This is a genomic window from Paeniglutamicibacter sp. MACA_103 (assembly GCF_045798555.1).
GTDB lineage: Bacteria > Actinomycetota > Actinomycetes > Actinomycetales > Micrococcaceae > Paeniglutamicibacter.
Genome location: NZ_JBIXLN010000011.1, coordinates 72,270 through 97,670, shown reverse-complemented (window position 1 = coordinate 97,670; position 25,401 = coordinate 72,270). Strand labels below are relative to the sequence as shown.

The following is a 25,401-nucleotide window of genomic DNA, read 5'->3' as shown; positions in this document are numbered from 1 at the left end:
CCCGATTCTAGAACCCGGAGGCCAACCCGGACAGATGCGGACCGGGGCCCGGCAGGGGCGAGCCCACCCAAGCCGCCTAGATGACGCCGGGCAAGTCCTTCACTCCGTCCAGCACCCAGTCGTGGGGGTGGGCCTCGAGCTGTTCGCGGTCCAGCGCCCCGGTGAGCACGCCCAGGGTGCGCACACCCGCATTTCGTCCGGTGAGCAGGTCGACCACGGTATCCCCGCCGGCCACGACGGCACGGACATCATGCACACCCGTTGCCTCCATGATCCGGTGGATCATGAAGGGCGCGGGCCGCCCGGCCGCCACCTCGTCGCTGGTGACCACGGCATCCAGCAGCTGGCCTTCGCCGATGCCCCAGCCCAAGGCCGTCAGGATTGGTGCGGCCACGTCGCGGGAGAACCCGGTGGTCAACCCGATCTTGATGCCGCGGGCCTTCAGCTCGGCCAGAGCGGCCTCGACGCCGGGCAGCGCCACGGGCGGGTTTTCGGCGTACACCTCCGACAGGTGCCGGCGGAACGCGGCGAATTGCTGCTCCACCAGTGCGGGGTCGGCCGCGACGCCACCGAGTTCCAGCAGGGCGGCGATGGCCTCGGTCTTGTCCGCCCCCATCCACGCCTGGAGGTCCTCCGGGGTGAGGGTTGCCCCGGCCGAGGTGACCGCGTGGGCCAGGGCCTTGTAGACATCGCCGTGCTCGTTGATGGTTGTGCCGGCCATGTCCAGCACCACTAGTTCGATCATGATTCTTTTCCTTGGTGTTCGTGGATTTATGGCCCGCCACGAAAGCGGCGGGCGGAACCTGCAGGGGCCGGAGCTAGAAGAAAGTCACCGAGTTGCGCAGGATGCCGCCGGCCGGAGGGCTCATGAGCGAGCCGAGTGCCGTGGCCGGGGCCGGCGGCGCCACCAGCGAGTCCCAGTCGTGGACGTCCCGGGTTTCGGTGAGGAAATCCATGGCCTGCTGCAGGTGCCGCGGTTCGTAGTTGTGCACGCCGGTGATGGACAGCAGCGAACGCACCAGGCGTTCGGGGTCAAGGGCGACGGCGGGCCCGGGGGAGACCGAGCCTGCCAGCACCAGCCGGCCCCCGGTATCCAGCTCATCGAGGGAGGCCAGGACCGCGGGTTGGGCCCCGGAAAGTTCCACGGCCACGTCATGGACACCGGCTGCGCTTTCCTCGTCGGCGCGCCGGGTGGCGGTGGCGCCGAATGCGCGGGCCAGGCTCAGGCGCTCGGGGTCCAGATCCCGCACCTGAACCGCTGCTGCCCCGCGGTGCCGGGCCACGGCGCAGGCGACGATGCCCAGCATCCCCGCGCCGCTGACCAGGACACGCTTGTCGCGCAATTCGCCTGCGGCCTCGAGCACCGCCATCACGGTGGCGGTGGCGCAGGCCGCGGGTGCGGCCGCCGCATCGGTGACCGAATCGGGCACCGAGACCAGGGTGATGCCGCGCGGCAGCAGGATGTGCGAGGCGTATCCGCCGGAAATCCCCCACGGTCCGTCGAGCGGTTCGTGGCCGGTCTTGAGCAGGGACCTGCACTTGGCGGTGCGCCCGGCGGTGCACCTGTCGCATTGTCCGCAGGAAACCGTCACGCTCCAGATGACCCGGTCGCCCGCGTGCAGCTCCTTGCCCTGGAAATCCCGGACCCCGCCCGGACCGGTGGCAAGAATCGTGCCGACCGCCTCGTGTCCCAGGATCGAGGGGAAGGGCCCGGGGCGGCGCCCGGAGACCGTGTGGATGTCGGATCCGCAGACGGTCGCCAGGTCGATCCTGGCCAACGCCTCGCCGGCGGCAAGTTCCGGCAGCTCGAGGGTGCGGGCCTGGAAGTCCCGCCCGCCGGTCCAGAGTTGCGCGCCCAGGGTCAGGCGACGTGTTTGCGTATCCATGCGGACAGCCTTTCGATGATGAAGACAATGGCGAAGATGATCAGGATGATGGTTCCGGCCACGTTGAAGTTCAGGGTGCGCACCGATTCCATCAGCAGGAACCCGATGCCGCCGGCGCCCACGATGCCCAGCACCGTGGAGGTGCGGATGTTCACGTCCAGCATGTACATCGCGTGCCCCACCAGTTGCGGCAGGGCCTGGGGGATCACCGCATTCAGCAGCGTGTCCCACCATCCGCCGCCGACCGCGCGCACCGCCTCGAGGGGACCCACCGGGATTTCCTCGATGGAGTCGGCGACCAGCTTGCCCAAGAAGCCAATGGTTCCCACGGCCAGGGCCATGGCGCCCGCCATGGGTCCCAGGCCGATCGCCGCGACGAAGATGACGGCCAGGATCAGCTCCGGGATGGCCCGCACCACCAGCACCACGGCGCGCGCCGCGGCATAGACGGGACGCGAGGGCGAGATGTTGGAGGCGGCAAGGATGCCCACCGGCACCGCAAGCACGGCCCCGATGACGGTGGCCACCAACCCGATCGCAAGGGTTTCCACCACCGCGGTCAGCAGCAACTCCTCCACGCCCTCGATCGAGGGCGGCAGCAACCGGCCGAATACCGCGGCGAGTTCGCCGAAGCCCAAAAGCGGCGTCAGCGGGTTGATGCGCAGGTGGATGAAGGAATAAATTATTGCGGCGAACAAGGCGAGGCCCGCGAGGCTGCGGGTCAGCCGGTCACTGGTCCACGGAGGCCTGACGGCCGAGCCCGGATCAATGACCCGGGGTGCGGGCCCGGAACCCACGGGGTTCAGCAGGGTGCGGCGCAGCGCGATGGACGCCAGCTCCATGGCGGCGATGACCAGCAGGATGACCAACACGATCCCCATGGCGCTTTCGTACATCAGCCCGCGCAGGGAATCCTGCAGGGCGAAGCCGATGCCGCCGGCGCCGACGAAGCCCAGCACCACGGAGGTGCGCAGGTTGATGTCGATGCGGTAAATGAAGGTGCCCAACCAGGCGGGGACCACCTGGGGCAGCACGCCCATGACCAGCTCGCCCAGGCGTCCGGCGCCGGTGGCGCGCACCGCCTCGCGGGGTCCGGCCTCGGAGGACTCGATCGCGTCGGCGAAGAGCTTGGCCATCATGCCCACCGAGTGCAGGCCCAGGGCCAGGATGCCCGGCAGCACGCCGATGCCCAGGGCGCGGACGAACAGGACCGCGAAGACCAGGTCCGGGATGGCACGGCACATGGTGATCACCATGCGCGCGGCACGGTGGACCAGTGGGTGCGGGGTGGTGTTCGCCGCGGCCAGGAAGGCCAGCGGGACGGAGATGAGCGTGGCGAGCACGGTGCCCAGCAGCGCCATCATGAGGGTTTCGAGCAGCAGCTCGCCGATCCGCGGGGGATCGCTGAGATCGGGCGGGAGCATGCGCGCGAGCAGGTTTGCCACGTCGCTGAAGCCGCCGCCCAGGGCGCGCAGGTCGAACTCGATGTGGCCGGCACCGGCCAGGGTCAGCGGGACCAAGGCCGCGAGCAGGAGCCAGAGGGTCGTCTTTTCGCGGGTGACCGGGGGCAGCAATGTCGCCGGCCGGCCGGGTGCCGGGGCGTCGTTCGGCTTCGAGGGTGCGGCGGGGCGGGTCTCGGTGGGCATCATGGGGTGGTGGCACCCGCGCCCGGATCCAGCTGCCGGTAGACATCCAGCACGCGTTCCTTGGTCAGGGTGGAGGTGGCCTCGTCCAGGACCTTTTCGCCGTTGCGCAGGCCCACGATCCGGTGGGCCCAGTTCAGGGCCAGGTCCACCTGGTGCAGGGTGCACACCACGGTGATGCGGTTTTCCAGGCAGACCTGGAAGAGCAGGTCCATGACGTTTGCGGCGTTCTGCGGGTCCAGGGAGGCGACCGGCTCATCGGCCAGGATGAGCTCGGGCTTCTGCATCAGGGCCCGGGCGATGGCAACGCGCTGTTGCTGGCCGCCGGAGAGCGCATCTGCGCGTTGGAAGGCCAGTTCGCCCAACCCCACGCGTTCGAGGAGACCCAGGGCCTCGCGGCGCTGGGCCTTGGTGTAGCTGAGCAGGCCGTAGCGCGGTCCGCGGATCCGCCCCGCCGACCCGATCAGCACGTTTTCCAGGCAGGACAGCCGCCCGACCAGGTTGAAGTGCTGGAAGATGAAGCCCACGCGCGAGCGCAGTGCGCGCAGCCGCCGGGCCCTGGTCTTGTGCACGGGTTCGCCCAGCACCGTGGCCTCGCCGCCGGTCAGCGGGTGCAGTCCGTTGAGGCAGCGCAGCAGGGTGGACTTGCCGGATCCGGAGAGACCCAGCAGGACCGTCATTTCTCCCTTGGCCACCTGCAGGTCGACGCCCTTCAGGGCGTGGGTTTCGCCGAAGCTCTTGCGCAGCCCGGTCGCGTCGATGGCGATTTCGGGTTCGGGTGCCATGTCATGCCCCGGTTCGACGTGGGTCCCTTGCATCAGGCTCATGATTCGCACTTTTCGGACTTGGTGGCGGCGCAGACGGTGCGGATGCCGTCGTAGTCGGTGTCGGTGGCCGGCACGACGCCCCAGGCGTGTTCGCCGGTGATCAGGCAGTCCTCGGCCTCGCAGTAGCCCTGGGATTCGAAGTAGTCGGCGTTGGCCTTTTCGGTGAACAGCGAGGTGAGCTTGTTGGTGGTTTCATCGCCGAGGGAGTTGCGGACGGCGAAGACCGAGCCCGGGATCTTTTCCGAGGTCCAGACCGATTTGAGGTCCCCTTCGGCCAGTTCGCCCTTGCCCGGCAGCGTTTCCTCGACCATTGACTGCATGGCGAAGCCGACCTCGCAGTCGCCGTTCTTCACCGAGAGTGCCGAGGCGTCGTGGCCGCCGGCGTAGATGGGCTTCAGCGCGGCGCTGATGTCAGCTTCCTTGCCGCTTGCGGCAACCCCCGCCTGGATGAGCCCGGCCGAGGGGTAGAGGAACCCGGAGGTGGAGCCCGGATCGACGAAGCAGGTGTCCTTGCCGGCGAAGTCCTTGATGTCGTTGACCCCGGTGTTCCCGGCCTGGGTGATGCCCAGTGCGTGGTAGCCCGAGGGTTCGCCCTTTTCCCCGGCCAGCGCGCCCAGCGGCTTGATGTCGGCCTGGTTGGTGGTCGCGATGACGTAGGAGAACGGGCCGAGGAAGGCGATGTCCACGCGGTCGGCGATCATGCCCTCGACGATGCCCGCGTAGTCGCTGGCCTGCTGCAGCTTCACCGTGGAGCCGGTTTCCTTCTCGAGCATCTGGATCAACGGCTCGTAGGTGCCGGTGAGGTCGGCGGAGTTTTCGTTTGGGATGGCGCCAATGACGATTTCGGCGGGGAATCCGGCGGCGTTGATTTCGGGTTCGGCCGGGGCACATGCGGTGAGCAGGGTGGCTGCTGCCAGTGCGGCGGTCATGGCGAGTGCTTTGCGTTTCATGGGGGGAAACCTGTTCTGCGGTGTGGGGTTTGGGCAGGGCCTCGAAGTCGGGCTTCGGTGGCGCGTTCGTATTCAGCATGACCGCCGGAAAAGGAATTTGTCTAGACAGATTGGGGTCGTTTGTTGAATGTTCACCTAACGTTGGTTCCCTTGTTTCATAAGGAATTTCTCGGATTTTGGGCTAGGATCTGGATATGCAAGCAGAAGCCACCTATCTCAAGTTGTCCCAACAGATCTTGGAGCAGTATGCGGATGTTCCACCGCAGCGCCCGCTGCCGTCCGAGCATGTTCTGGGAGCTCAGTTTGGTGTCAACCGCCAGACCATCAGGGCCGCGCTGGAGGAGCTGGAGCGTCGTTGGCTGATCCGGCGGGTCAAGGGCAGCGGAACCTTCCGCACGCGACGCTATGAATACCGGATCGGCCCGGACATTGCCCCGTCCTTCACGCGAACCGTGCGGGCAGCAGGCGCGGAACCGCGCACCGAGAACAGCAAGCCCGTGACGCGCCCGGCCAATGCGACCGAACGGGAAATCCTCGGTCTGGCGGCCAGCGCCCAGGTGACGGTGCTGGAGCGCGTGCGCTTCATCGACGGGGCACCCGTAAGCACGGCAACTTCGGTGTTGCCCGCGGCCGGGGTGCCGCGCCTTGCCGCGTCGATGGCCTCCGACGATTCGCTGGATGCCGTGCTGCGCCGGGTCTACGGCTACACGCCGGTGCGCCAATGGAGCCAAAGCCGCCTCGCCTCGCCGCCGCCCGAGGTCGCCGAGGCGCTGGGCCTGCGCGGACGCCCGCCGCAGATCCTGCTGCGCGGACTCGTGTCCTGCGCCGATTCCGGACAGAAACTTGAATACGTGGAAAGCTACCTGCGCCCGGACGTCTTTGACGTGGTCACCGAGGTGGGCAAGTGGTAGCCACCTACACCCTGGGGCACGTCCGGGCGCTCGCCGGGGACCGGATCCTTGAGGACCGGCTCATCAGTGTGGTCGACGGGAGAATCGAGGAGGTGCGTTCGCACCCGGCCGGCTTCCGCGCCGACATCGATGGCCGCGGCATGCTCTGCCTGCCGGGCCTCGTCGACCTGCACAGCGACGCCCTGGCCAGGGAATACCGTCCCCGCCCGGGTGCTTTTCTTCCCATCGACTTGGCAATGCAGGCGGCCGAGGGCAACCTGCTGGCAGCTGGCGTCACCACCGCCTTCCACGCCGTGTCCTTCCAGCTCAAGTCCGCCGTCGGGATTCCCATTGGTTCGCCCCGGGCACCGGACGTGCACGACGCGGTGAACAACTACCGGGATCCGCGGATGGATCACCGGGTGTTGCACCGCCTCGATGTGCGTTGCCGCGGCGGCGTTGAGATGTTCCGCGAACGACTCGGCACGGGCCACATCCCGCTGGTCTCCTACGAGGACCACACCCCGGGGCAAGGTCAGTATCGCGACCGAACGGTGATGGAACGCTGGCTGCGCGAGGCCCAGCACATGGATGCCAGGTCGGCGGCCGACCACGTGGATCGGCTGATTTCCGAACGCGACGAGGAACTGCCTTTCAGGGTCGAGACCCTGGCCTGGCTTGGAGAATTGGCCGCGGCCAAGTCCATCAGGCTCATGGGCCACGATCCCGTGACTCCCAAGGAAGTCGACGAGCTCATCGAACGCAACGCATCCATTGCAGAGTTTCCCACGACCCTGGAGGCGGCTCGGCACGCATCGATGAGGGGAATTTCCACGGTCGCCGGGGCGCCGAACGTGCTGCTCGGGAGGTCCCACTCGGGGAACGTCTCGGCCCTGGAGCTGGCACGGGCCGGAGTGCTGGATATCCTGGCCTCGGACTACCTGCCCTCGAGCCTGCTTTCCGCCGCCTTCGAACTTGCCCGGCTGGGCCACGCAACGCTTCCGGCGGCCATCGCCATGGTCACCGTGAATCCCGCGGTGGCCGCGGGACTGCACGACCGGGGCGTCTTGGAAGCGGGATATCGGGCGGACGTGGTCCTGGTTGCCGATGCGCACGCTCGTCCACGGGTGATCCAAACGCTGAGTGCCGCGGCGTAGTCTTGCACCCATGACAAACCATGCAATCACCCTCGGCGCCATCAACCTGGAGGCCGAGGATCCCACCGCCCTGGCCGCGTTCTGGGCGGCGGTCACCGGAGCCGAACGCTCGGCCGGCGGGGACAGCGTCTACCTGCCGCCCAACGGGGCGGGAGGATTCGGGATGTTCTTCCAGCCGGGAACCACGCCGCGGGCCGAGAATCAGGTGGCCCACTGGGACCTCACCGTCCCATGGGGTTCGCGGGAATCCGAGGTCCAGCGCCTGATCGGGCTCGGCGCCACGCACAAGTGGGACGTTCTCGACGAGGTGCCCTACGTCCAGTGGACCACCCTCGCCGATCCGGAAGGAAACCTGTTCTGCGTGGCCGAGCACCCGCCGGTGGACCAGCAACGCGCCTAGCCACGACGACGTTTCCGCTCGTCTGCGGGAGCAGCAGCACTGATGGCTGGATGGTTCAGCCCGCCGTCTTTGCCTCCAGGACTTTCGCACCGACGCTCACATCCTTTTTATGACTTGGGACAGTTACGCAGAATAGTTGCGCACGATCTGATGAGTAAGGACTCCGAACCAGGCCTTCCCATGGGGATCCAATCCATGCTGATCCAGCAATCCCGTGATTCGCGCGCTCGGCATGTCGATCCCAAGCCGGCAGCTGACGATACGGATCTGCTGATATCAGAACTAGACGAGGAACCTCCAATCAGGAGGGTGGCTCAACCGTGGATTGGCGCTTGGATCACGACCCGGTGACAACGCAGGATGCCGATGCGCTCATCGACCGAAACGCCACAATTGACGAGTTCCCCAAAATGGTGGGAGCGTTCTGGCTTGCACCGATGAGTGCTATTCCCCCGAGTTCCAGACTGAATTCGGATCATATATCTAGAAGGTCTTAATCTGACCAATCTATATATTTCTCTTAATTGTGAACCTGCGGCAAGCTTGACGAAAATCTCCCATGAATTACGTCACTTTGCCGTGCCTAACTGGCGTGTCGGCAAGACCTCGTTCGGTAAGAAAGTATGCCTCGTGAAAAATCGTTCCTATAACGTCCAAAACGTTATTGACACCACCCCGATGGGCCGCAAGCGATGGACTGTTATAGTCTTCTGCTTTGTGATCGCGCTCCTGGACGGGTTCGATACCCAGTCGATTGCCTTCATCGGCCCATCCATCGCAGAAGATTTCCAGCTACAGGCGACAGATATGACCTGGGTGATCACTGCCAGCACCATAGGCATGGCCTTGGGCGCCATCACGCTGGGAACCTTCGGTGACAGGATTGGCCGCAAGAAGACGATTCTGCTGGCGCTTGCGATTTTCGGTGTGTTCTCCTTGGCCGGTGCCTTCGCTCAGTCGCTCGAGCAAATCGTGCTGCTTCGCTTCTTGATCGGCCTAGGCATGGGCGGGGCCACGCCTGCCTTGTTGGCCCTGACTGCAGAGTTCAGTCCAAAGAACCGCCGGGGCACGTTCATGACCTTGGTACTTCTGGGTCTGCCAGGCGGTGCACTGATCGGTGGCTTGGTTGCTGCCGCATGGCTGCCGGTGGTCGGCTGGCGAGGGATCTTCTTCATCGGCGGCATCATTCCGCTGGCTCTTCTGCTGATGAGCCTGAAGGGGCTGGTCGAATCCCCGGTGTTCCTTGCAAACAAGGGCACGGCAGATGCGGACACTCACGCTCGAAAGATCATGTCCAGCATTTCGGGCCACACCCTCGAAGCCGACGCCGTGCTCGTTACCGATGACAAGAAGGAAGCGCGCGGCTCCATTGCCGCACTCTTCTCGGCCCAGTACCGCACGGTCACCATCGCGGTCTTCGCTACATACCTGCTGAACTGGATCGCCTGGTTCTTGCTGCTTCTCTGGATGCCAACCGCCCTCAAGATGCTCGGGCTCGAAGCTTCGCAGGCTGCCATGGGAACCGTGACAGTCAACGGGGCATTCATCCTGTTCGCGATCCCGCTGTCCATCCTGTTGCCGAAGGTGGATGCCAGGAAACTGCTGTTGGGCATGTTTGCCACCGGCATCGTTGTCGCGTTGGGCCTGGGTCTTGCAGGATCCAACTTCACTGTCGTTTTCATCCTGATTGCACTGGCCGGTTTTGGTATCGGAGGGCAGCAACTCGCGCTGAACTACCTGATCGCCAATGCCTACCCCACCCAGCTTCGGGCCACCGCGACCGGCTGGGGAATCGGCATTGGCCGGCTGGGTTCGATTGTCGGTTCGGCACTCGGTGGTTTCATTCTGACCGGCCTCGGGGTGTCCGGATACTTCATGGTGCTCGCCGTTCCGCTCGTGCTCGCCGGCTTGGCAACGCTGATGGTTCGGTCCCGCGCAACGAAGAGGGGCGGAACCGTCTCAACGTCCGTAGAAACCAGCGAGAACGAATCAGCGGAAGCTCGCTAAAGCTTAGACGGTTCAGGCGGTTCCAACTGGACTGAATGAAGTCCGACGACGACGTGCGCGCGCTTCAGGCCACGGGTGGCATCTGGCAGGGAAGGGACGCGAGCTGCAGGGCCGGCGGGGAGTTCACGGGCCCACTATCTGTAAATCGTAGCCACGGATTCCTACACGTACCGATGCTTTGAGAATTCGGACGTCACCGACGCATGGCTGCCTGCGGAGCAGTCGGGATGGTGCCAGGTCGGCCTGTTTGTCCCGCCCATGTCGTGGAGATCGTACAGCCGGTATCCGCAGGCATGGACAGGGCTGTCTCATTTGGACTACGGCCGTCATGCGGCCGCAGCCGGGAATTTCGGCACTGAACGCTGACGCTGACGAAGTCGGCGACAAAGACTTGACCGTTGGGCCACCGGAGGGTGGTCGGATGTTAACCAATCGGTCATGTGGCCAAGCTTGAATCAATGTCCAGCAGGTTTCCCACTGGAGGGAAACGAGGCAAGTCATTGAGGAAAGTCCGGTATGCCCCGCACCATGGAAGCCACCACCGCGGTGCCGAACCTGCGCCGGGTCCCCTCCGCCGGCGCGGGTCGGCTGTTCCGGTCCGCTGCCCCCAGCGGACTTGAACCAGAGGGCATCCGGCAACTGAACTCCCTCGAGGTTGGTACGGTCGTGGACCTGCGCGAGCCGTTCGAAATTGCCGAACGCCGCGGCTACGTCCCCGAAGGCGCCGAGCACGTCTCGGTCCCGCTGTACCTCGGGCCGCTGCCCGTGGCCACGGCCATCGAGGACGTCTACTGCCGATTGCTCACCACCCGGGGCACGGAAATCGCCAAGGCGGTGGGCGCCGTCGCCGCCGGCCTGCCGGGAGGCGTGCTGGTGCATTGTGCCGCGGGCAAGGACCGCACCGGCCTGGTGGTGGCCCTGGTGCTGGAGGTCGCGGGCGTGCCGCGCCAGATCCTGCTTGGCGACTATGCGCGCAGCGCCCGGGACCTACCTGCCGGATACCGCGAGCGCGTGAACCAGGAGCTGACCTGTGCGCTGGGGGACAGCGCGGAGTTGCAGGCGGCGCTGCACCTGCATCTGGACAGCCCGGCCGCCGCCTTGGATGAAGCCTTGGACATGGTCGAAGCGCGCTTCGGCTCCGCCGCCTGCTACCTGTTGGCCCACGGGCTGGACCCCGCCGACCTGACCATCCTGCGCGAGGAACTGGCAGGTCCCGGCGCCGCGGAGGAAGCCGGCCCCGACGTATGAGCGCAAACGACCTCACCCTGGTGCACGTGACGGACACCCACCTGTTGGCAGGCGGAGCCCTGTTGCACGGGCGGATCGACACCTGGGCGCGCACCGCCGAGGCGCTGGAGGCCGCCGCCCGCTTTTCCCCCGACGCCGTCGTGGTGACTGGAGACATTGCCGACCGCGGTGCGCAGGTCCATGCCGGTGCGGCCAAGCTGTTTGAGCACGCGGCGAGGGAACTGCGGTGCCCGGTCATCGTGGTGCCGGGCAACCACGACCCGGCCGGCTCGGTGGGTGCGACGTTCAACCGCAAGCGCATCGCCAGCGGCCCCAATCCCGCCGACACGGTGCACATGAACGGGGGCTTGCGGATCATTGGGCTGGACACCCACGGGTTCCGCGAGTCGGCAGGGCGGCTCAGCCGGCCGCAGCTTCACTGGCTGCGTGCCGTGCTGGCGATACCCGCGCCACGCGGGACGGTGCTCGCGCTGCACCATCCGCCGATCGACTCCGTCCTGCCGGCCCTGGCGGGCCGGGGACTGACCCGCCCCGAGGAACTGGCCGCCGTGCTGGCCGGCAGCGATGTCAAGGGCATCCTCTGCGGCCACTACCACCTGCCCACTTTCGGAAGCCTCGGATCCATTCCGGTCTGGATCGGCCCGGCAGTCTCCTACAACCACAACCTCTTGGCGCCCGACGGCCAGGTCCACGACCTGGACACCAGTTGGTTCAGCGTCATCAAGGTCGGTGCCGGGCAGCTGTCCGCCACGCCGGTACAGGGGCCAAGGCCAGCGGCAGTCATGTCCCGCGAGGTCGCGGTCCCTGCAAGGCAACCGGCCTTGCTCTGATGATCCCGCATTGTCAGGTGGACCTCGGCCGGCGAGAGACGGAAAAATCGGGGTTGGGATCCGGATTCAGCGAACCCGGATCCCAACCCCGACAGCCGCTAATTGGAGTGCGCGACGACCTCGATTTCGAGCATGGACGCATCCCTGAAGCGGGTCACTTCCACCGATGTGCGCGGCGGCAGCGGGTGACCGGCCAGGAACCCGTAGTAGATGTCGTTGAACTCCGGAAGGTTGTCGATGTCGGACAGGTAGGCGTTGACCTTGACCAGCCGGTCCACCCCGGAACCTGCAGACTCGAGCGTCCGGGCGACCTTCGCCAACACCAGTGTCACCTGCTCCGCGAAGGTTGCCGGGACGGTGCCGTCGGGGAGCCGGGGCAGGTGGCCGCCGGTCCACACGATCTCGCCGACGCGTGAGAACATGGGCGGGTTTGGGGCCGCGGGACTCACTTGCCCTGCCATTCGCGGGCCTGCTTGATGACCGCCTTGGCGTCGAAGTCGTTGTACTCGTCGACCAGGTCGTAGTTGAACATCTTTTCCAGTGCGTAGTCGGAGCCCGAGCCCTCGAGGATTCCGCCCTCGAGGCCGTCGTCGATCAGGCGCTGCATGTCCTTGTCGGTCTGCTCGCCATAGTGGCCGGCGGAACCGACCTGTGCCGTGGTCTTCATCCGCAATGCCAACTGGCCGGTGGCCATCTTCAGGTTCTCTGCCTCGTCGCCCTGGGTCGGCTTGCTGGCCGGGAACTTCTCCCAGTGCATCTTCACGGCGGCTTCCGGGTTTTCCTGGGAGAAGACCAGGGCCTTGAAGAACGCCGTCCACAGTCCCGACACCATGTCCGGCTTTTCGGCTACGTCCTTGGCCCGGCACACCAGCGAGGAGGTCCCGGTCATCGAGTCGGCCGCCGAAGCAACGTTGACCACGGGTTCACCGAGCAGTGACTCGATGACCATGTTGGGTCCGTCGAATCCGGAGTATGCCTGGATGTCGTTGTTCTTGAAGGCCTGTGCGGTCTGGGCCCCGTAGCCCACGGCGAGGAACTGGTTGGGATCCGGCTCCACCCCGTCGTACCGCATGCCGATGCTGGCGATGTCGGTGGCGATCGAGGTCAGCGAGGAGACGCCGATGCTCTTGCCAGTCAGGTCTTTGGAGGTCTTGATGCCCAGCGATTCGGGGGAGATGACGCGGAAGATGTTGCCGGTGGTGGTTCCGACGATCACGAGGTTCGGGTCGTCCTTGATGGCGGAGAGCGCGTTGTAGGTCGAGGCGTAGGTGCAGAAGGAGTTGCCCGAGGCCACCGACTGGATCGCCGCCAGGGCGGATTCGACCGGCTGCATCTCCACCTCGAGGCCCGCCTCCTTGAAGTAGCCCATGGATCCGGGGACCGTGGCGTAGCTGGCCGAGGTGGCGCTCAGCGACTGGTCGGCCACGGCAAAGGTGACCTTGTCCAGGCCGTCGGCTTCCGTGGCGGAGCCTGCGCATCCGGTGAGTCCGATGGCCAGGGCCAGCGCGGCCGAGGACGCTGCGAGATTCTTGATGTTCATGGTTGGTCCTTTCCTACTGCTTGTAGTTCTTGAAAACGCGGTTGAGGATGGCCATGACGACCCAGATCATGGCGCCGAAGACACCGAGCACGAGCAGCAGCGCATAGGTGGTTGCGACGCTGCCGGTCTGTGTCGCCGACTGGATGGCGAAGCCCAGGCCCTGGCGGGCGGAGACGAACTCCGCCACGATGGTGCCGATCAGCGACAGCACCAGGGCCGTGTTGAGGGCCGGGAGGATGTAGCTGATGGCGTTGGGGATCCGGAGCTTGAACAGCACCTGCCAGGTGTTGGCCCGCATCGACTTGAACAGGTTGAGCTGGTCTGCGTTGATGTTGGTCAGGCCGACCATGGCGTTGACCAGGACCGGGAAGAAGGCCATCAACGCGGCGAGCACGACCTTGGGCAGCAGGCCGTAGCCGAAGGAAGCGATGATCAGCGGGGCGATGGCGACCTTGGGGAAGGTCTGGATGATGACCAGGAACGGGTAGATGGCCTTCTGCAGCGACTCCGAAAAGACGAAGATGAAGCTGACCAGCAGCGCGGCGGCGGTCGCCACGACGAACCCGATGAGCGTGACGTAGGCCGTGGCCCCCAGGTTCTTCCACACCGCCCCGGTGGCGAACATGTCCTGCAGCGCCTTGCCGACCTCGTCTGGCGGTGCGATCACCAGGGGCGAGACCCATTCGTTCTTGGTGGAGACATTCCAGAGGATGAACCCGCCGACCAGCAGCACCAGGGCGATGACGCCCGCGCGGAACGACGTCGATTTCAGTATGAGGGCCAGCCGGGTCGGCAACTCGTCGGCCGCCGTGGTGGTGATGGCCCCCGGCCGCTCGAGCTTCGGTGTCTTCTCGAGGATGCTCATGATGCCTTCCGTTTCTGCTGCGCGTCGTGGCCGGACTTGGCCTCTTCGAGGCTGAGCCGCACCGTGCGGATGAGGTCGTAGAACTCCTGGCTGTTGCGGATGTCCCGGTGGCGGGGACGCGCCAGCGGCACATCGATCACCTCGTGGACCGCTCCGGGGCGGGCCTTCATGACCACGATCTGGTCCGAGAGGAAGACGGCCTCGGAGATGCTGTGCGTGACGAAAACCAGGGTCTTGGGTTCGCGGGCCCAGAGGGAGAGCAGCTCGTCGTTGAGGTCCTCGCGGGTGAACTCGTCCAGCGCACCGAAGGGCTCGTCCATCAGCAGCAGGTTGGGCCGGGAGATCAGGGACCGGGCGATGGCTGCACGCTGTTCCATGCCGCCGGAGAGCTCGCGGGGGTAGTGGCCGGAGAAGTCCTCCAGGCCCATGACCTTGAGGAGCTGCTGGGCGCGGTCCTTGAGTTCGGCATCGATCTTCCTGCCGGAGATCTGGATCGGCAGCAGCAGGTTGTCCATGACGTTGCGCCAGGGCAGCAGGGTGGGCTTCTGGAACGCGACGCTGACGCCGTCCTGCGGCCCGGTCAGGGTCTTCCCGTCGATCACGACCCGCCCGGAGGTGGCGGTTTCGAGCCCCGCCATGATCTTGAGCAGCGTGGACTTCCCGCAGCCGCTGGGACCGATCAGCGAGATGAACTTCCCGGCCTCGAAGTCCAGCGAGGTCTCGGCCAGCGCGTGGATGGTCTTGCCGGCCCGGTGGTAGCGCTTGGTGACGGACTGGATCGAGATGGCGGTGGCCTGGGTGGCCGGCAACTCCGTGAGTGCGGCAGTCATTACATGACCTCCTTGTAGAAGCGGTTCCAGTTTCCCCAGAGGATGTTGTCGGTTTCGTCGGCGCTGAATCCCACGCGGCGCAGGGCCGGGCCGAAGACCTGGAAGTCGCCGGGACCCCGGTACCACTCGGTCTTGACGCCGCCGGCGAGTCCCGGGCCGACGCTTGCGCCCTCCTGCGTGCGGAAGCTCCAGCGCCCGTTGCGCATCCACGCCAGGTAGGCGGCGTCCCCGCCCTGGTTGTCGTCGGTGCCGATGCCGATGTTCCCGGCACCGATCAGGTCGGCGGTCTTGGCCACCATGACGGCCCAGTCGTCGGGGGTCGCATTGAAGCCGCGCGTGATGTTGTGGTAGGTCGTCAGCCCGACCATGCCGCCGCGTGTCGCAAGTTCCTTCAGCACGTGGGAGGGCTTGTTGCGCGGGTGCTCAACCAGGTCCGAGCAGTTGGCGTGGGTCACCGCGACGGGCTTGGAGGAGGCTTCGATGGCGTCGAGCGAGGTGCGGTTTCCGACGTGGGACAGGTCCACGACCATGCCCACGCGGTTCATTTCCCCCACCGCTTCCTCGCCGAACCGCGTCAGCCCCGAATCCACGGGGTCGTAGCAGCTGCCGCCAATGTCGTTCTGGATGTTGTAGGTCAGCTGGGCGACGCGCACTCCCATCTTGTGGAACATCTCGACGTAGCCAAGGCGCCCCTGCAGGAAGGCGCTGTTCTGGAACCCCAGGATGATGGCCACGCGGCCGTCGGCCGCGATGGCCTCGATCTCTGCGGCGCTGGTGCCGAGCCCGGCGAGGTCGGAATTTTCGGCGATGAGCCGGTGCCAGGAGACCAGTGAATCCATGGATTCGGTGGCGTCCTCCCAGAAGCCGCAGGTCACCGTGGCGCAACGGACGCCGCCGTCGACCAGGTCCTGCAGGCCGGCCCGGTCCAGGCGCGAACAGATCAAGCTATCCAAATACATGCCGTTTCCTTAAGTGATCGCCAGGCGGCGAGGGGTGGGGGAGGGGGTGTTGCCCGTGTGGAAGCGGGAGATCTCGGTGACGTGGCTCAGGGCCAGGGTCGAGGCGTTGTAGATCGGCCACCACAGGGACGGGTCGACGGTGATTCCCTCCACGAGGTCGCCGTGGCTGGAGGGCCGCGTGCGCTGGATCGTGCCCTGGGCCAGGAAGGTCGCCGAGTTCTCTCCCTCGACGATCTGCACCCTCACGCCGCGGCGGGCCAGCCGGTGCACGATCCCGGCGAGGAAGCGGGGACTGGCGACGTTCAGCACCGACAGCGTGGCGCTGTCCGTGTGGGCGAGCAGCGATTCGATGGCGTTTCCGAGGATGGCACCGACGACCAGCGCATGCTGGTGGCGTGCATCGATCCTGTGGCCGTCGTGGGAGATGTCCACGCCCAGTCCATCGGGGTGTACCGGATGGGGGGAGGCGATGATCTCCATCAGTCCTGCCACGGCCTCGGCCTTGAGCAGCACCGCGACGTCGAGAAAGTTGTTGCGGGCCGCTGCCCAGGCCCCGTTGGGCACGCCCCGGTGCTGGAAGACCCGCTCGCTGATGAGCGTGAGCTCGCGGCGCTTGAGCAGCAGCGGCTCGTCGCCGATTTTCTCCAGGTCGACCATGTCGAGATGGTCCTGGGCCGGGTTCATGGGGTTCACCACTGGCTCATTCCGTTCTGTTGGTTCAGGATTTGCTGGTTGATGGATTCGCTGCGGGCAACCAGTGCGGCCTCGACGGCATCCGCATCGTTGCGTGTCGCGGGCATGATGACACTGAGCGCACCGACGCAGTGTCCGCGCAGGAACACCGGGCTGGCCACGGCGATGATCTCGTCGCCGAGCCAGCGCGAGTGCACGCGCGAGGCGCCGCGGGTCTTGACCCGGTGCACGATTTGCTGCAGTTCCTCCTCGTTGCTGTCGATCGCGGACGATTCGATGAGTCCGGGTGCGTGGGCGAGGAACACCTGCCCGGAGGCGGAGGTGCGCAGCGAGAAGCGCGACTCCAGCCCGCTCCGTATCTGGATGGCGCGGTCGGGTTCGACGCGGTCGATGACGATCGGGCTTTCCTTGTCGAGGACCGCGTAGGACACCGCCGCGTTCACGATCTGCACCAGGTCGTTCATTTCGGCCAGCAGCAGCGAGCGGATCCGGCCGTGCGGAGAGGCGTTCCTGGCCACCACGGCGGCATGGAAACCCACCGAGTATTTTTGGTTCTCGCCCTGGACCAACCAATCCGCCGCCACCCCGGTGGTCAGGTACTGGTGGGTGACGTTGCGCGACCAGCCGAGCACCCGCGCCAGCTCGGAGACCCCCACGCCGTTCTTGTAGTCGGCCACGGCGTCGATGACCTGGAGCATCTTCACTCCGGTGCTCAGCAGGTTGGTCCCGCCGGTTGCTGTCTTTTCGATGGTCATTATTTCTCGCTCCATTGGATGGCTTCGATGACGGGCAGGGCATAGGTGTCGTGGTGCGGTGCCCAGTACCAGTCCGCGGCTTCCGGGCCGGCCAATTCGTCGCGGTAGGGGGCGCCGTCGAAGATGACTCCGCGCAGGATGCGCTCGAGCCTGTCCACCGTCTTGTCCAGGCCGAAGGCGAAGCCGTTGAGCAGGTGGATGAGGTGGACGGGCACCAGGTAATCGTCCTTGATGTCCATGCGTGGAATAGCGTAGGGGAGCTCCGCCAGGTTCTGCACGTGGGCGACGGTCTGTTCGAGCGTCGGGTCGGCGACCAGCAGGGCGCCGACGGTCTTGAACCTGGAGTCCCGGTCGATCCGGCCCAATAGGCGCTGGATCTCGCGCGGAATGTCGAAGGCAAGGTCGACGGTGCCCTCGGGGACCTCTCCGGCCGGGCCGCACCGCGGCTCCTCCGAATCCCTGGACTTGTACCAAACGCGGTTGGCTTCGTGGTCGTCGGCGAGCTGGAGCTCCAGCGCCCAATCGAAGTGCTCCTGGATGTCCAGCCGCAGGGCATCAATGGTCTGTGCCCCGTCGGCCAGCAGGCTCTCGTCGACCGCGTCGGCCAGCAGGAACGAGTCGGTTGCCTCCGGATCCAGTTCCAGCAAGATCGCGTGAATGGTCTCGATGGTTTCGGGCAAGAACATCCCGTTCATGGATTCCTCCAGCACCCGCAGGGATCGGGGGGCCCCGCTGGTGCGTGCCGCATCGATGAGGCGCTTGACCGAGCGGAGATCCGAGGAGATTTGCGGCCCGTTGGGCAGCGTGACGTAGCGGCCAACGTCCTGCTGCCGGTAGAGAATGGATCGGTTGACCAGAGTCTCCAGTCGCTCCCAGGCCGGGTCGTCGATGGTGAGCGGGAGGTCCAGCGCATGTGCCAGCGCCATTTCGTATTGCCCGATGAGGGTGCCGATCAGGTGCGGCCGGTTGAAGGCGAAGAGCACCAGGCCCAGGGCCGAGCCGTTGCCGATTGCGATGCCGCGCCGGATGGCGGGGGAGAGGGTGGCTGCACCCTCGTGGTCGAGTTTGGCCAGGTGCTGCACCAGGTCGATGGAGAGCTCGCGCATCAGGTAGGCGGAGAGCATTTGGGCGTGGTACGGGGCGGACAGCGGGTGGTCGGGGCCGAGCTCCCGGAAATCGCGGGTGCCGAAGGTGCCGTTGCCATCGAGGCCGGTGTTGCGCATCAGGTAGCCGACCTCGGCGACCAGTTCCGTCTCCGGCTGGCGGCCGGCGGCCAGGCGTTCGCGGACGTGTTCGAAGAGGCGCACGCTCTGGTTGGCGCGGAACCAGGTGAGGGTGCCTTCCGGTGCCCGGCCGGCGTAGAGCTTGGGCAGTTCGCGGCGGTTTTGTTCGATTCGGGCCGGATCCGGTTCGCCGTCCATGAGGCTTCCCAGCATGTCCCAGCTGGAACCGATTATCCTGGATGTCCGGTTGACCGAGCGGGGTTCGGACACGAACGCGACAAACGACATGATGCCGCCAGGGGTGTCGAGCCGGTAGACCATGGTGCCGTTGCCCTGGCCATCGACCTCGGTGCTGACCAGCTGGATGTCCCATTGCTCCCGAACCATCTTGGCGACGAAGCTTCGGGCCGCACTGAGCCTGTTGGGCTGCAGCGCCCCCAGCCACCGGGGATGCATGATCTGTTGGGGCGGTCTTTGCTGTGTTGCGGCGGTACTCATGAACGTCCTTGGTTGGTGGTCCGACGAAGGTGACTGTCCTGCATGTAAGGACTCGATCCTCCAGAAAGCGACAAGAATCTAGCACTGTGATCTGGATCGCACAAGAATTTGTTTTCAAACTCTGCCGTGTGACGCTAAATCCCCGGGCGGACGATAACCTTTGGGGAAGTTGGTTGACGCCCGAAGTGGGTGGTGATCCGCCGCTGAAGCGCCTGCAAAGGGTCCAGAATCCGCACAGCTGCCAAGCCACTGAAGTCGAGTCGACACGGCATGGCCGACGCCTCAGGAACCGCGTTCCGCCTCACTCGTAGGACGTGAAAGGAATATCGCCGCAGCGGGGCCGGTTGCACCAAACAACCACCCCCAACCTCTGGAGTCCCACCCCATGGACCTGTTTTCCCCGCTCACCCTCGGTGACCTCGAGCTGCCCAACCGACTCATCATGGCGCCGCTGACCCGCTCCCGTTCCCGCGTGGACGGCGTGCCCAACGACGACGTCGTCGAGTATTACCGCCAGCGCGCCTCGATGGGCCTGATCGTGTCCGAGGGCGTCTACCCCAGCGTCACCGGACAGGGGTTCGTCCGCCAGCCGGGCCTGGCCACCGAGGAACAGGTCGCCGGATGGAAGCGCGTCACCGATGCCGTGCATGCCGAGGGCGGCCTGATCGTCGCCCAGGTGATGCATGCCGGCCGGGTCACGCACCCGGAGACCACGGGGCAGGGCCATGTCGTGGCCCCGAGCGCCATCGCGGTGGACGGCGTCTCCCGGACGTACACCGGTAAGCATGCCTACCCGGTCCCGCACGCCCTGGAGGCCGGCGAGCTGCCGGGCATCGTTGAGGAGTTCGTGACGGCATGCCGCAATGCGATGGCCGCGGGGTTCGACGGCGTGGAACTGCACGGCGCCAACGGCTACCTGCTGCACGAGTTCCTGGCACCCAGCGCCAACACCCGCACCGACGCCTACGGTGGATCCCCGGAAAACCGGGCGCGCTTCGTCATCGAGGTCGTCACAGCCGTGGCCAACGCCATCGGGGCGGGGCGCACGGGGCTGCGCATTTCCCCCGAGCACAATGTCCAGGGCGCGGTGGAGAGCGACCCGGCCGATGTCGCTGCCACCTATGCCGCGCTCATCGAGGGGATCGCGCCCCTGGGCCTGGCCGCGCTGAGCATCCTGCACGCCGATCCGTCCGGGGCTCTCGTCCAGGACCTGCGTTCGCGGTTCGACGGACCGGTCCTGCTGAACACCGGGTTCCAGACCGTCACCACCTTCGACGACGCGGCCGCGATGGCCGCCAACGGATGGGGAGACGCCGTGGTGGTCGGCCGCCCGGCGATCGCCAACCCCGACCTGGTGCGCCGCTGGCAGGAGGGCCTGCCGCTGAACGAGCCCGATGCGTCCACGTTCTACACCGAGGGCGCGGCCGGATACACCGACTACCCGTTCTGGCAGAACTAGCAGAATTAACCGCTGGTTCGGAGGCTGCCGTCGCCAGGCCGGCGGCGGCCACCGAAGTCTGCATGGATGCGTTGGATGCACTGGCATCGGTAAGCACGTCCTGGGGGCTTTCTCGACGTGAATCGCGGGCCAACTGGTGCGGGCGATGCCCATGGGTGCCTCGCGTGGTGCTGGTTGCGCGGCCGTGTCTCGGGTCCCAGTGGGAATTCAGGGGCCCCTTTTCCCAGATATATCCGTTGTTGGGAAAATGGGGCACTGGCCTGGCCGCTGGATACATGTGGGAGTTCGACAGCGCCACCAGGTTGCAAGGTCGGGGCTGAACACCGGGTTCCAGACCGTCACCACCTTCGACGACGACGCCGCCGCGTTTGCTGCCAATGGCTGGGGAGACGCCGTAGTTGTCGAACGCCCGGCGATTGCCAACCTCGACCTGGTGCGCCGCTGGCAGGAGGGCCTGCTGCTGAACGAGCCCGAGGCCTCCACCTTCGACACCGAGGGTGCTGAAGGCTAAGCCGACTACCCGTTCTGGGAGAACTAAGGCGGAAGCCCGCCTGATGATGGTTCCCCGTGGGCAGGCGGCCCTGCCGCAGTCCACGGCGAAACGGTCCCGCATGGGGAATCGTTGCAACTCTCGAACGAGCCACGGTGTTCCAGCGATCGCCAGGGCGCGGTCTCGTCTTGCACTGTTTCGTAGACTCGGCATGTCTCCCTTGCAGCCGATCGAATGTGGCCACGATGATCGGGTGCACCCCACATCGGTTGGGAGAGGATTGTTTCTGAAAGGAGGACCACATGATCGGTACACTCAATGCCCTGATAGACCTCGTCGAGCGAAACTCCAGCGATTCGATCGACGTTGCGGCCTTCGCCCGCAAACACGGGACAACCGAATACCACCTGCGCAGGATGTTCTCGGCGCTGGCCCGGATGCCCCTGTCCGAATATGCGCGCCGCCGTCGGATGACGCTCGCCGGAGCCGACCTCGCGGCGGGGGATCCCAACCTGCTGGATGTAGCTGTGCGCTACGGCTACGGATCGACGGAGGCGTTCGGGCGGGCATTCCGCTCGGTGCACGGCACCGGTCCGGCCGAGGTGCGCCGTCATGGCGGTCCGCTCAGCACACAACCCATGCTCAGGTTCCGCCTGAGCGTCGAAGGGAGCACCCCGATGGACGTAACCATCACCCACAAGCCCGAATTCGTTCTCGCAGGATACGCGGCGCAGGTCCCGCTCATCCACGAGGGCGTCAACCCGCACATCCAGCAGCACATTGCCGGCATCGCGCCCGAGGAACACGTACGGCTCAAGGCGCTGGGGGACAGCGACCCCGCCGGGATCCTGGCCGTCACAGCAGACGTGGGACCGGACGCGCCGGAGGGGTCGATGCTCACCTACCTCCACGGGGTCGCGGTCAATGCGGCAACCGCGCTTCCGGATGACCTCGACACCATCCGGCTCGAGACGGGGACCTGGGCGGTGTTTTCCTCCCGAGGCCCGTTCCCAGAGGCGCTGCAACAACTCTGGGCCGCGACGGCGACGGAGTGGTTCCCCTCGAATCCGTGGCGAATGCGTCCCGGACCATCGATGCTGCGCTACCTCGAGCTCACCGACACCTACGCTTCGTGCGAACTTTGGCTGCCCGTCGAGAAGTAATGACCCGGAGTAGCATCAACTACATGGCATGGGATGAAGTAGCAGCCGACGTTTTCGTCAAGAGATATGAAGCGGGCGACGTCAACGTGGTGGCAATCCTGGGACCCAAGGGAGTGACTGTCATCGACACGCGAGGCTCGCCGGCGGAGGCGCGCGAGATCGTCGGGGACGTGGCGAAACGATTCGGCACACCGATCGTTGGTGCGGTCAACACCCATGCACACTACGACCACAGCTTCGGCAACTCAGTCTTTGTCGACCTCGGTGTTCCGGTGATTGGGCACCATCGGATTCCCGATCACTACGCTGCCTTCGAAGGGCCCCGGCTGCGCGCCTGGCAAGCCGACCCGGCTCGCGAACCCGACAAACAGTGGGACCACGTGGTCTTGACGCAGCCGACGGTCCTTATCCAACGGTCCACGACGCTCACCGCAAGCGGGCGCAACATCGAACTCATTCCGATCTCCCGCGGCCACACCGACACGGACCTGATCGTATATGTGCCCGACGCCGGGGTCTGGGCGCTCGGTGACGCGATCGAGGAATCCGGCCCACCCATGTTCGGTTCTGGCTGTTGGCCAATTGAATGGCCAGCGGCATTGGACGAGGTTCTGCTCAGGATGCAGCCGAACGACGTGGTGGTCCCGGGGCATGGGCGGCTGGTTGACAGGGAGTTTGTCACGCGGCAAGCCATTGCCCTGCATGCGGTGGAGGATGCTATTAAGAGTGCCCATGCAGCGGGTGCTGGTATCGAGGAGGCACTTGACACCGTCCAACTGCCGTGGCCGAAGTGGATGCTCCGCTCCGCTTTTGAGCAGGGTTTTTCGCAGCTGGACCAGCGTCTGCCCAGCGGGCACTGAAGCGCCGGCCTGGATTGGTTTGGTGGTTACTTCGGTGCACCGGATGGCGACGAAGACCAGCCACGCACCGAACTTCATACGGCCAGCTGCTCCGGAGGCAACTTAAACCCCGGGGGGCATTCGTCAGCGTTGAAGGCCGGTCGTCATGGAAACCTGCCCGGAAACCATATGGCCGTAATCATCGCCCAGTTAATGAGTGCTTGAGGTTAGTTGTGCGGCATGTCGCACGTGGCGGATATCCCTGGGAGGTCGTTGGAAATCAGACCACCACGCCGCGGGTGGCCCTGCCGTTCTCATCCAGTAGCCAGCCCACCTGCTGGTGCGCCGCTGGCAGGAGGTCCTGCCGCTGAACGAACCGGATGCCTCCACGTTCTACACCGAGGGCGCCGCGGCTACACCGACTATCCGTTCTGGCAGAACTAGTGGGAATAGACACGAGGGCCGGGAGGCCGGCCATGCTGGTACTGCTGCTGCGGCGGCCGATCGGCCGCAAGGACCGGGGCGCCGCCGCAGCAGGAATTAGGGTGATGGGTTAGATGGCCGCTTCGTTGAGCTCGCCGGTGCGCACACGCACAATGCGTTCCACCGGTGTCACCCAGACCTTGCCGTCGCCGATCTCGCCGTCATCTCCGGTGCGAGCGTTGGCGACAATCACGTCAATGGCCTTGTCGACTTCCTCATCGTCGACCAGCAGCTCGATGCACATCTTGGTGCGGAACTCCACGGCGAACGCCTGGCCGCGGTAGTACTCGGTGCGTCCGGCCTGGGCGCCGCGGCCCTGCATCTCGATGACGCTCAATCCGGTGAAGCCGGCCCTTTCCAATTCCTTGGACACCGATTCGACGCGGATCGGTTTGATCACTGCGGTAATGAGTTTCATGCTTGGGTGCCTTTCACGCGTTTGGGGAGTGTGTGCCACTTGGGGGATTCAGAAGGTGCGGCCCTCGTAGGCCGTTTCGGCGTGGAGAGAACGATCAAGGCCGAGTTCCTCCTCCCCGGCGCTCACTCGGAGGGGAACGATCTTGTTCATGGTCCACGCGATGGCGTAGGTCATGGCGAAGCTGTAGACCATGGTGACCAGCAGGGCCAGGCCCTCGTGCCACAGCAGGTCGAAGCTGCCGCCGAAGACGATACCGCTGAATCCCGCCGGGGCTGCTGCATTGGCAAAGAAGGCCGCGAACAGGGAACCGGTGATTCCGGCAATGCCGTGGATGGCAAAGACATCCAGTGCATCATCGATCCGGTGCCGCCGCTTCCAGGTGATGGCCCAGGCGGCCGCTGCCGAGGCCACGAAGCCGACCACCAGGGCACCGAGGGGGCCCACGGCGTCGGCGATCGGTGTGATCCCGACCAACCCGGCGATCGCTCCGGTGCCCAGGCCCAGCATGGTGGCGTGGCCGTCGCGGAACCGTTCAATGGTGATAAAGCCAAGCATGCCGCCGGCCAGGGACAGCAGGGAGGTGAGCGTGACGTACTGGGCCAGGAAGTTTGCGCCGCCCGCCGTGCCGCCGTTGAACCCCATCCACCCGGTGACGATCAGGGCGACACCCACGAGCATCAAGGGAAGGTTGTGCGGACGCCCGGCGGGGGAACTGCGTCGGCCCAGGACCAACGCGAGAGCCAGGCCGGCCGCGCCGGCGTTCAGGTGCACGGCGGTGCCGCCGGCAAAGTCGTGCAGTTTCAGCTGGGTGCGCATCCAGCCTCCTACGGCTCCGGTTTCCTCGTTGGAAAAGGCGAAGACCCAATGGCCCAGCGGTGCGTAGACCAGCAGCACCCAGATGGCGACAAAGACGAGCCATGCGCCGAACTTCATGCGGCCCGCGGCGCCGGAGGCAACCAGGGCGACGCTGATGCCGGCAAAGAGAATGTAGAACGCTGCCCAGAGCGGGCCGCCGCTACCGTCATCCTCCATCATGGAGGTGAGGAACGAGTGCTCGAAGGGGTTGCCGATGATGCCTGCCCCTCCGACCGAGTCGCCCATGACCAAACCGTGACCCACCACGACGTACACCACCGCCGTCACGGCCAGTGAGCTGAGGACCATCAGCACCATGTTCAGGACGTTGCGTCCGTTGAGCATGCCGCCGTAGAGCATGGCAATGCCCGGGAACATCAGTAGAACCAAGGCGAAAGCAGAGAGTATCCATGCGGTATCTGCGGGTTCCATGCGATGCTCCCTTCCCAAAATGTTTGTCCGAGTAGGACAAACGTATCGGCGCAAGATTCCG

The 25,401-nt window shown here is 65.7% G+C and carries 25 protein-coding genes; 10 read left to right on the top strand and 15 right to left on the bottom strand.

Annotated elements, in window-relative coordinates; translation table 11 throughout:
* Window positions 1–76: 76 nt before the first annotated feature.
* The 5 genes from ACIPVK_RS07400 to ACIPVK_RS07380 form a co-directional block, all read right to left on the bottom strand.
* Window positions 77–745, bottom strand: a complete 669-nt coding sequence (locus tag ACIPVK_RS07400) for a phosphonatase-like hydrolase (RefSeq protein ID WP_407611320.1) — start codon at window positions 743–745, stop codon at window positions 77–79.
* A 73-nt stretch (window positions 746–818) separates the two neighbouring features.
* A complete protein-coding gene (locus ACIPVK_RS07395) occupies window positions 819–1,886 on the bottom strand; it encodes a zinc-binding dehydrogenase (RefSeq protein WP_407611319.1) in 1,068 nt (355 codons plus the stop codon).
* Window positions 1,862–3,535, bottom strand: coding sequence for a phosphonate ABC transporter, permease protein PhnE (gene phnE, locus ACIPVK_RS07390; protein WP_407611318.1), 1,674 nt, complete (start codon window positions 3,533–3,535; stop codon window positions 1,862–1,864). Before phnE ends, ACIPVK_RS07395 begins: the two co-directional genes overlap by 25 nt.
* Window positions 3,532–4,356 carry a phosphonate ABC transporter ATP-binding protein gene (phnC, locus tag ACIPVK_RS07385; protein WP_407611317.1) on the bottom strand — a complete coding sequence of 275 codons (825 nt, stop codon included), beginning with the start codon at window positions 4,354–4,356 and terminating at the stop codon, window positions 3,532–3,534. The genes phnE and phnC overlap by 4 nt, the downstream gene beginning before the upstream one ends.
* Window positions 4,353–5,306 carry a phosphate/phosphite/phosphonate ABC transporter substrate-binding protein gene (locus tag ACIPVK_RS07380; protein WP_407611316.1) on the bottom strand — a complete coding sequence of 318 codons (954 nt, stop codon included), beginning with the start codon at window positions 5,304–5,306 and terminating at the stop codon, window positions 4,353–4,355. Before ACIPVK_RS07380 ends, phnC begins: the two co-directional genes overlap by 4 nt.
* Window positions 5,307–5,500: 194 nt before the next feature.
* On the opposite strand from ACIPVK_RS07380, the gene ACIPVK_RS07375 reads away from it, so the two are divergent.
* The 6 genes from ACIPVK_RS07375 to ACIPVK_RS07350 all read left to right on the top strand — a co-directional run bounded on the left by ACIPVK_RS07375 (window position 5,501) and on the right by ACIPVK_RS07350 (window position 11,838).
* Complete coding sequence (locus ACIPVK_RS07375; protein ID WP_407611315.1) at window positions 5,501–6,217, top strand: GntR family transcriptional regulator; 717 nt, start codon at window positions 5,501–5,503, stop codon at window positions 6,215–6,217.
* Complete coding sequence (locus ACIPVK_RS07370; protein ID WP_407611314.1) at window positions 6,211–7,353, top strand: alpha-D-ribose 1-methylphosphonate 5-triphosphate diphosphatase; 1,143 nt, start codon at window positions 6,211–6,213, stop codon at window positions 7,351–7,353. Before ACIPVK_RS07375 ends, ACIPVK_RS07370 begins: the two co-directional genes overlap by 7 nt.
* A 10-nt stretch (window positions 7,354–7,363) precedes the next feature.
* Window positions 7,364–7,753 (top strand): VOC family protein, encoded by a 390-nt coding sequence (locus ACIPVK_RS07365; RefSeq protein WP_407611313.1) that lies wholly within the window; start codon window positions 7,364–7,366, stop codon window positions 7,751–7,753.
* A gap of 630 nt (window positions 7,754–8,383) precedes the next feature.
* Window positions 8,384–9,760, top strand: a complete 1,377-nt coding sequence (locus tag ACIPVK_RS07360; RefSeq protein WP_407611312.1) for an MFS transporter — start codon at window positions 8,384–8,386, stop codon at window positions 9,758–9,760.
* A 516-nt stretch (window positions 9,761–10,276) separates the two neighbouring features.
* Window positions 10,277–11,008 (top strand): tyrosine-protein phosphatase, encoded by a 732-nt coding sequence (locus ACIPVK_RS07355; RefSeq protein WP_407611311.1) that lies wholly within the window; start codon window positions 10,277–10,279, stop codon window positions 11,006–11,008.
* Window positions 11,005–11,838, top strand: coding sequence for a metallophosphoesterase (locus tag ACIPVK_RS07350; protein WP_407611310.1), 834 nt, complete (start codon window positions 11,005–11,007; stop codon window positions 11,836–11,838). Before ACIPVK_RS07355 ends, ACIPVK_RS07350 begins: the two co-directional genes overlap by 4 nt.
* 98 nt (window positions 11,839–11,936) lie before the next feature.
* On the opposite strand, the gene ACIPVK_RS07345 is transcribed toward ACIPVK_RS07350, so the two are convergent.
* From ACIPVK_RS07345 to ACIPVK_RS07310, 8 genes are read right to left on the bottom strand one after another with little or no spacing between them, the layout of a single operon-like run.
* Entirely contained in the window at window positions 11,937–12,287 is a 351-nt protein-coding gene (locus ACIPVK_RS07345; protein ID WP_407611309.1) for a RidA family protein, read from the bottom strand.
* Window positions 12,284–13,378 (bottom strand): ABC transporter substrate-binding protein, encoded by a 1,095-nt coding sequence (locus ACIPVK_RS07340; RefSeq protein ID WP_407611308.1) that lies wholly within the window; start codon window positions 13,376–13,378, stop codon window positions 12,284–12,286. Before ACIPVK_RS07340 ends, ACIPVK_RS07345 begins: the two co-directional genes overlap by 4 nt.
* A 13-nt stretch (window positions 13,379–13,391) precedes the next feature.
* Entirely contained in the window at window positions 13,392–14,243 is an 852-nt protein-coding gene (locus ACIPVK_RS07335; RefSeq protein WP_407611307.1) for an ABC transporter permease, read from the bottom strand.
* Window positions 14,240–15,073 carry an ABC transporter ATP-binding protein gene (locus ACIPVK_RS07330; RefSeq protein ID WP_407611306.1) on the bottom strand — a complete coding sequence of 278 codons (834 nt, stop codon included), beginning with the start codon at window positions 15,071–15,073 and terminating at the stop codon, window positions 14,240–14,242. The genes ACIPVK_RS07335 and ACIPVK_RS07330 overlap by 4 nt, the downstream gene beginning before the upstream one ends.
* Window positions 15,073–16,032 carry a membrane dipeptidase gene (locus ACIPVK_RS07325; RefSeq protein WP_407611305.1) on the bottom strand — a complete coding sequence of 320 codons (960 nt, stop codon included), beginning with the start codon at window positions 16,030–16,032 and terminating at the stop codon, window positions 15,073–15,075. The genes ACIPVK_RS07330 and ACIPVK_RS07325 overlap by 1 nt, the downstream gene beginning before the upstream one ends.
* A 9-nt stretch (window positions 16,033–16,041) precedes the next feature.
* The gene (locus ACIPVK_RS07320) at window positions 16,042–16,725 is read right to left on the bottom strand and encodes a hypothetical protein (RefSeq protein ID WP_407611304.1); all 684 of its coding nucleotides are present in this window, start codon (window positions 16,723–16,725) and stop codon (window positions 16,042–16,044) included.
* Window positions 16,722–17,480 (bottom strand): IclR family transcriptional regulator, encoded by a 759-nt coding sequence (locus ACIPVK_RS07315; protein WP_407611303.1) that lies wholly within the window; start codon window positions 17,478–17,480, stop codon window positions 16,722–16,724. Before ACIPVK_RS07315 ends, ACIPVK_RS07320 begins: the two co-directional genes overlap by 4 nt.
* On the bottom strand, window positions 17,480–19,201 hold the full coding sequence (locus ACIPVK_RS07310) for a hypothetical protein (RefSeq protein WP_407611302.1): 1,722 nt from the start codon (window positions 19,199–19,201) through the stop codon (window positions 17,480–17,482). The genes ACIPVK_RS07315 and ACIPVK_RS07310 overlap by 1 nt, the downstream gene beginning before the upstream one ends.
* Window positions 19,202–19,586: 385 nt before the next feature.
* On the opposite strand from ACIPVK_RS07310, the gene ACIPVK_RS07305 reads away from it, so the two are divergent.
* From ACIPVK_RS07305 to ACIPVK_RS07290, 4 genes are all read left to right on the top strand, one after another.
* Window positions 19,587–20,660: an alkene reductase gene (locus ACIPVK_RS07305; protein WP_407611301.1), complete on the top strand. Its 1,074-nt coding sequence runs from the start codon at window positions 19,587–19,589 to the stop codon at window positions 20,658–20,660.
* Between the two features lie 277 nt (window positions 20,661–20,937).
* Window positions 20,938–21,171 carry a hypothetical protein gene (locus ACIPVK_RS07300; protein ID WP_407611300.1) on the top strand — a complete coding sequence of 78 codons (234 nt, stop codon included), beginning with the start codon at window positions 20,938–20,940 and terminating at the stop codon, window positions 21,169–21,171.
* Window positions 21,172–21,452: 281 nt separating this feature from the next.
* Window positions 21,453–22,313: a GyrI-like domain-containing protein gene (locus ACIPVK_RS07295; RefSeq protein ID WP_407611299.1), complete on the top strand. Its 861-nt coding sequence runs from the start codon at window positions 21,453–21,455 to the stop codon at window positions 22,311–22,313.
* Between the two features lie 23 nt (window positions 22,314–22,336).
* Window positions 22,337–23,173, top strand: coding sequence for an MBL fold metallo-hydrolase (locus ACIPVK_RS07290; RefSeq protein ID WP_407611298.1), 837 nt, complete (start codon window positions 22,337–22,339; stop codon window positions 23,171–23,173).
* A gap of 532 nt (window positions 23,174–23,705) precedes the next feature.
* Here the strand turns inward: ACIPVK_RS07290 and ACIPVK_RS07285 are convergent.
* Window positions 23,706–24,053, bottom strand: coding sequence for a P-II family nitrogen regulator (locus ACIPVK_RS07285; protein ID WP_407611297.1), 348 nt, complete (start codon window positions 24,051–24,053; stop codon window positions 23,706–23,708).
* A 48-nt stretch (window positions 24,054–24,101) separates the two neighbouring features.
* A complete protein-coding gene (locus ACIPVK_RS07280) occupies window positions 24,102–25,340 on the bottom strand; it encodes an ammonium transporter (RefSeq protein WP_407611296.1) in 1,239 nt (412 codons plus the stop codon).
* Window positions 25,341–25,401: the final 61 nt, after the last annotated feature.

Bases quoted from the DNA above. Each gene is read 5' to 3' on its own strand.
- ACIPVK_RS07400 (WP_407611320.1), bottom strand. From the start codon at position 745: ATGATCGAACTAGTGGTGCTGGACATGGCCGGCACAACCATCAACGAG.
- ACIPVK_RS07395 (WP_407611319.1), bottom strand. From the start codon at position 1,886: ATGGATACGCAAACACGTCGCCTGACCCTGGGCGCGCAACTCTGGACC.
- phnE (WP_407611318.1), bottom strand. From the start codon at position 3,535: ATGATGCCCACCGAGACCCGCCCCGCCGCACCCTCGAAGCCGAACGAC.
- phnC (WP_407611317.1), bottom strand. From the start codon at position 4,356: ATGAGCCTGATGCAAGGGACCCACGTCGAACCGGGGCATGACATGGCA.
- ACIPVK_RS07380 (WP_407611316.1), bottom strand. From the start codon at position 5,306: ATGAAACGCAAAGCACTCGCCATGACCGCCGCACTGGCAGCAGCCACC.
- ACIPVK_RS07375 (WP_407611315.1), top strand. From the start codon at position 5,501: ATGCAAGCAGAAGCCACCTATCTCAAGTTGTCCCAACAGATCTTGGAG.
- ACIPVK_RS07365 (WP_407611313.1), top strand. From the start codon at position 7,364: ATGACAAACCATGCAATCACCCTCGGCGCCATCAACCTGGAGGCCGAG.
- ACIPVK_RS07355 (WP_407611311.1), top strand. From the start codon at position 10,277: ATGCCCCGCACCATGGAAGCCACCACCGCGGTGCCGAACCTGCGCCGG.
- ACIPVK_RS07350 (WP_407611310.1), top strand. From the start codon at position 11,005: ATGAGCGCAAACGACCTCACCCTGGTGCACGTGACGGACACCCACCTG.
- ACIPVK_RS07340 (WP_407611308.1), bottom strand. From the start codon at position 13,378: ATGAACATCAAGAATCTCGCAGCGTCCTCGGCCGCGCTGGCCCTGGCC.
- ACIPVK_RS07335 (WP_407611307.1), bottom strand. From the start codon at position 14,243: ATGAGCATCCTCGAGAAGACACCGAAGCTCGAGCGGCCGGGGGCCATC.
- ACIPVK_RS07330 (WP_407611306.1), bottom strand. From the start codon at position 15,073: ATGACTGCCGCACTCACGGAGTTGCCGGCCACCCAGGCCACCGCCATC.
- ACIPVK_RS07325 (WP_407611305.1), bottom strand. From the start codon at position 16,032: ATGTATTTGGATAGCTTGATCTGTTCGCGCCTGGACCGGGCCGGCCTG.
- ACIPVK_RS07315 (WP_407611303.1), bottom strand. From the start codon at position 17,480: ATGACCATCGAAAAGACAGCAACCGGCGGGACCAACCTGCTGAGCACC.
- ACIPVK_RS07310 (WP_407611302.1), bottom strand. From the start codon at position 19,201: ATGAGTACCGCCGCAACACAGCAAAGACCGCCCCAACAGATCATGCAT.
- ACIPVK_RS07305 (WP_407611301.1), top strand. From the start codon at position 19,587: ATGGACCTGTTTTCCCCGCTCACCCTCGGTGACCTCGAGCTGCCCAAC.
- ACIPVK_RS07295 (WP_407611299.1), top strand. From the start codon at position 21,453: ATGATCGGTACACTCAATGCCCTGATAGACCTCGTCGAGCGAAACTCC.
- ACIPVK_RS07290 (WP_407611298.1), top strand. From the start codon at position 22,337: ATGGCATGGGATGAAGTAGCAGCCGACGTTTTCGTCAAGAGATATGAA.
- ACIPVK_RS07285 (WP_407611297.1), bottom strand. From the start codon at position 24,053: ATGAAACTCATTACCGCAGTGATCAAACCGATCCGCGTCGAATCGGTG.
- ACIPVK_RS07280 (WP_407611296.1), bottom strand. From the start codon at position 25,340: ATGGAACCCGCAGATACCGCATGGATACTCTCTGCTTTCGCCTTGGTT.